Source organism: Dietzia sp. E1 (assembly GCF_014145015.1).
Lineage (GTDB): Bacteria > Actinomycetota > Actinomycetes > Mycobacteriales > Mycobacteriaceae > Dietzia > Dietzia cinnamea_A.
Genome location: NZ_JAALDU010000488.1, coordinates 1 through 4,712 on the forward strand (window position 1 = coordinate 1; position 4,712 = coordinate 4,712).

Consider the following 4,712-nt stretch of genomic DNA (forward strand, 5'->3'; position numbering starts at 1 on the left):
CGTACGACCACGAGGCCGAGGTGGTCCACGACCGTCAGCGGCGCGAGGAGCGTCGCCGGGCGCGCGCCGCACGACGCCACGCCCGCGCCGAGGTCACGCCAGGCTGAACCGTTCCTCCGCACCGACCGCGACCAGCCGCTCCTCCCCCGCCACCCGGACGCGGACCGGGGTCGCGTCGATCACGCCATCGCGGTGCCGGATCACCACCTCGTCGCGCGTCACCGTCACGGTGAGCGGGGAGCGCAGGTGGATCACCGAGAACGAGACACCGTCGATCGCCCCCGGCAGGTTCGGCTCCAGGTGGAGCATCCCGCCCTCGGCCCGCATGCCGGCGTAGAAGCGCTGCACGAGGTCGACCGTGCCCGCCATGACCCCCATGTGGATGCCCTCGCGGGTGGTGCCGCCCTGGATGTCGCCCACGTCGCTGCGCAGCGCCACAGTGAACCGCTTCCACGAGGAGTCCGGGTCGAAGCGGGCGAGGACGCCGGCGTGGGTGATGTACGACAGGGTCGACCCGTGCGAGGTCCGACGGTCGTAGTACTCGATCGTGCGGCGGGCGGCGTCGTCGGGGAACTCGTAGCCGAGCCGGGTGAAGATGCGGCGCAGCTCGTCGTCGCCGAACAGGAAGAAGAGCATCACCGCGTCGGCCTGCTTGGCCAGCTTGTAGCGGTCCGGGGTGTCGCCCTCGGCCTTGAGGATCCGGTCGAGGCGCTGGATGTCGCCGTACTTCGCGCGGTAGGCGTCCCAGTCCAGCTCCTCGAGGTCGGCGTAGCCCTCGAACTGGCTGATGATCCCGTCGTGGAACGGCACGAACATCCGGCGGCTGATGTCCTTCCACCGCTCGATCTCCTCGTCGCGGAGCTCCAGCCGGGCGCGGACGGCGTCCGCGCGTGGTGCCGGCAGCAGGTCGAGCAGGTGCGCGGCGATGTCGCAGATCCACGCCACGAAGACGTTGGTGTAGGCGTTGTTGCGGAGGCCGCCCTCGGCGGCGCCCGGGTACTTCTCGTGGTACTCGTCCGGGCCCATCACGCCGTGGATCTCGTAGCGCTCCCGGTCGGACGAGTAGTGGGCGACGGAGGCCCAGAACCGCGCGATGCCGAGCATCAGCTCCGCGCCCTGGGACTCGAGGAACATCGTGTCCGCGGTGGTGGTGATGTACTGCCAGACGTTGTAGAAGATCGCGGCGCTGACGTGCCGCTGGTTGTGGGACAGGTCGACGTCCCACTTCCCCGACATCGGGTTGAGGTGGACCTCCTGGGTCTCCTCGGTGCCCAGCGATCCGCTCTGCCACGGGAACATGAAGCCGGCGCGGCCGGCGGCCCGGGCGGCGGCGCGCGCCTCCGCCAGACGACGGTAGCGGTACATGAGCAGGCTGCGGGTGACGCCCGGCAACCGGTACGTGAGGAACGGCAGGACGAACAACTCGTCCCAGAACACGTGGCCGCGGTAGGCCTCGCCGTTGATCCCTCGGGCGGGGACGCCGGCGTCGAGATCGGCGGTGTTGGGCGAACACGTCTGCAGGATGTGGCTGATGTGGACACGCAGGAGGTGCTGAGCCTCGTCGTCGCCGAACACCTGCACGTCGCACGCCTGCCACAGCCGGTCCCACGACTCGCGGTGGTGCGCGAGGGCGGACTCGAACGACCGCGACCTGGCCACCGAGCGGTGCGCCCGCACGAGCGTGTCGCCCGTCGCGGGGTCGCGCGAGGTGAAGAGCGCCACCGACTTCTCCACGGTCACCGGCACCCCGCGCTCGAGGTCGAGGTGCAGCGTCTGTTGGACGTGGTCGGGGGTGCGGAAGTCGGTGCGGGGCACCTCGTCCGGCCGGCCGGCGGCGAGGACACAGGTCCGGGCGGCGACGCTGACGGTGACCTCGGACTGGCGGGTCCGGGTCTTGAGCGCCATCACCTCCGGCTCCGGGAACTCCGTTCCGACGGGGTGGAGGTGGGTTCCCTCGAGGTCGCGGTAGCGGGGCACGCCGTCGTTGGTGACCCGCCCGTCGATCGCGCTGACGACCTCGGCGGGCCCGGACCAGTTGAGCGGGGTGAGGGTCCACTCGAGGTAGGCGTGGTGCATCGACGCCATGGAGGTGAACCGGCGGCTGACCAGTTCGGTCTCGCGCCCCTCGCGGTCGCGGAAGCGCAGGTGCCGGGTGAGCACTGCGGCACGGAGGTCGAGCCGGTGCCGGTAGTCGAGGACCTCCACGTCCGCGAGGCGCAGGACCTCCGCGCCGCCGATCCGGAGTTTCAGCGGCAGCCAGTTCGGCAGGTTGACCAGGTCCTCGTTGTGGACCGGGACACCGCCGAGCAGGGTGGTCGCGCGGTTGTAGAGGCCGTGGACGTAGGTGCCGGGGTAGTGGACGTCGTCGGCCTCCTCCCATTCGGCCGCGCCGCGGGTGGCCATGTAGCCGTTGCCGGTGGAGGTGAGGGTCTCGCGCAGGCCCTCGTCCTGCGGGTCGACGCCGTCGTAGGCGAGGGTGAAGGCGGCGGTGTCCACGGGGCCGGTGTGCGAGAGGGTCACAGCTGTGACACAACCACACGCGCGTCGGCGGCGGGCGTGGTCGGCGGGCCTGTTCTCGAGATCGTCATCCCGCCGAGACCCGCCGGCCACGCCGGTGCGCTATGATCTAGGTCACAGTCGGGACGGTTCGGGCCGCGCCGCGAACCCCCTTGTCGACCGTCTCGTCGGACACGGGAGTTCACCATGACCGTTCAGCTCATCGAGATCACCGAGGACGTCGCCGACCGGATGCAGGTCCTCACCACGCCGACGGCCTGCCAGGTGGAGGACGCGCGCATGATCATCGTCGACCTGCTCGGCTCGGCGCCCTCGTGGCCACTGGCCGTTCTGGTCGACCAGGTCTGCATGGCGTACGAGTGCCCGGACGGTGAGCGCCTCATGGTCGATCTGCGCGACCGGGAGGGACTGGCGGATGACCTGCTCCGGGACGAGCCCGCGCTCAAGCGTGTGCGGTGGGTACGAGCCACGCGGATGGCGCTGCGCGAGTTGACCGACGCGGGAGAGGTCGTGTGGAGCCAGCCGTCGGACGATCCCGACGAGGTCGATCACCCGGAGGTGCAGGTACTGATGTCCGGCGCGGAGCCGCGGGCCTTCCACATCTACGTCGGCGAGCCGCTCCCCGACGGGTCGGTCTCCTTGCGGTAGCGCACGGCCACCGCGAGCATCACCGCGCCGACCGCGATGAACGACAGGACGCGGAACAGGCCCGGCAGCGTGGCGAGGTCCAGCAGGAGCAGCTTCGCCAGCGCGAGCGCGCCCAGGACGAACCCGAGCCGGCGGGCGTCGGCGATGCGGGGGCTCGGGGTGAGGACCAACCACGCCGCGCAGCAGATCCACAGCACGGTCACCACGAGGTGCGCGGCGAGGAACCCGGTGCGCGCCGCGCCGGTGAGGTCGCCGATCGTCACGCCGGCGGCGACGATCATCACCGAGAAGGTGGCCAGGGCGACGACCGCGCCGACCATCGTCACGCGCCTGGCCTCTCGGGGCAGTCGGCGCCGCGCCCACCACGTGACGGCGGCTGCCAGCGCGGTGACGGCGAGCGCGGAGACGACGTCCCAGTAGCTGAACTCGCGCACCGCGAGCCGTTCGCTGAGCGCGAGGTGCGGTTCGTTGACGCCCAGGTACACGAGCAGGGCGAGAACGGACGCGGCGCCGGCCACCCAGTGCAGCCACCGGCGGTCCCACAGCCCGGCCGCCGCGACGTACGCCAGCGCGCTGAGGGTGAGGGCGAAGCCGGTCATCTCACGCCCGCCCAGCTCGACCCAGGTGAGCAGGAGCAGTGCGCTGCCGACGATGCCGATCACCGCGGACAGGTGCGTGGCGGGACGGTCGCGGTCCGTGCCGCCGCCGCGGCCGGCGAGGACGGCGACGATCAGGTAGGCCGCGGCGAGGAGCAGGCCGTAGGGCCAGCCGGGGCGGAGGAGGTACGTGGCGGGCAGGAGGGCGAGGGGCAGTGCGGTGGGGACGACGACGAGGGCCGCGTTCTCGACGGCGGGGCTCCGGCGGAGTGAGTCGTACCAGGCCACCCCTGTCCCGACGGCGGCGAAGACGAGCGCGGTCGCGATGAGCGCCATCTGTTCACCGCGGGAGTGGAGGGCGGCCTGCGAGAGGTATCCGGCCAGCAGGACGCCGGGGAGGACGGACCACACGACGCGGACGGCCACCCCGAGGTCGGCGGCGAGGGCGGCGGTGACGATGCCGACGATCGCGACGAAGACCGGCAGTTCGACGTCCGTGGAGATGAACGGCGCGAGCAGCATCGTGCCCGCGGACACGAGGCACGCCAGAAGCCCCGAGGCCCACCGTTGGGCCAGCGCCATGCCGCCGAGGGCGAGTCCGCCGACGAACATGAACGCGGCCGGGACGGGGATCCACAGATAGAGGGTGGTCGCGGCGATGACGTCGAGCATCGCGGCGGCGAGCCCGGTCCCGACGAGCGCGAGCGCGCCGGGGTTGACCGGGGTCTCGGCCGTCGGTTCGTGGCGCGACTGCAGTCGTAGCCCCAGGGCGACGAGGACCACCGCGAGCGCGGCAGCGGCGATCACCCGCGCGATCGGCGGGAAGAGCCCGGCCTGGATGGCGACCACCAGGAGGAAGGCGATGCCGGCGAGCATGACCGACCCGCCGATCGCCGCGATGACGGTGGCGGCGGTGATCCGCGGCGCCCGCCGCGGACGCGCCTCGGCCGG

3 protein-coding genes are annotated in these 4,712 nt (G+C 71.9%); 1 reads left to right on the plus strand and 2 read right to left on the minus strand.

From position 1 onward, the window contains the following. Positions 1 to 93: 93 nt before the first annotated feature. Complete coding sequence (locus G6030_RS14380; protein WP_347238675.1) at positions 94 to 2,520, minus strand: glycosyl hydrolase family 65 protein; 2,427 nt, start codon at positions 2,518 to 2,520, stop codon at positions 94 to 96. A gap of 183 nt (positions 2,521 to 2,703) precedes the next feature. Between G6030_RS14380 and G6030_RS14385 the strand changes: the two genes are divergently transcribed. Further along, complete coding sequence (locus G6030_RS14385; RefSeq protein ID WP_007627825.1) at positions 2,704 to 3,165, plus strand: hypothetical protein; 462 nt, start codon at positions 2,704 to 2,706, stop codon at positions 3,163 to 3,165. On the opposite strand, the gene G6030_RS14390 is transcribed toward G6030_RS14385, so the two are convergent. Beyond that, a partial coding sequence (locus G6030_RS14390; protein ID WP_182643584.1) for a DUF2339 domain-containing protein occupies positions 3,120 to 4,712 on the minus strand: 1,593 nt, incomplete at its 5' end. The genes G6030_RS14385 and G6030_RS14390 overlap by 46 nt on opposite strands.

Excerpts from the sequence above, each read along its gene's own strand:
- G6030_RS14385 (WP_007627825.1), top strand. The coding sequence starts at position 2,704 with ATGACCGTTCAGCTCATCGAGATCACCGAGGACGTCGCCGACCGGATG.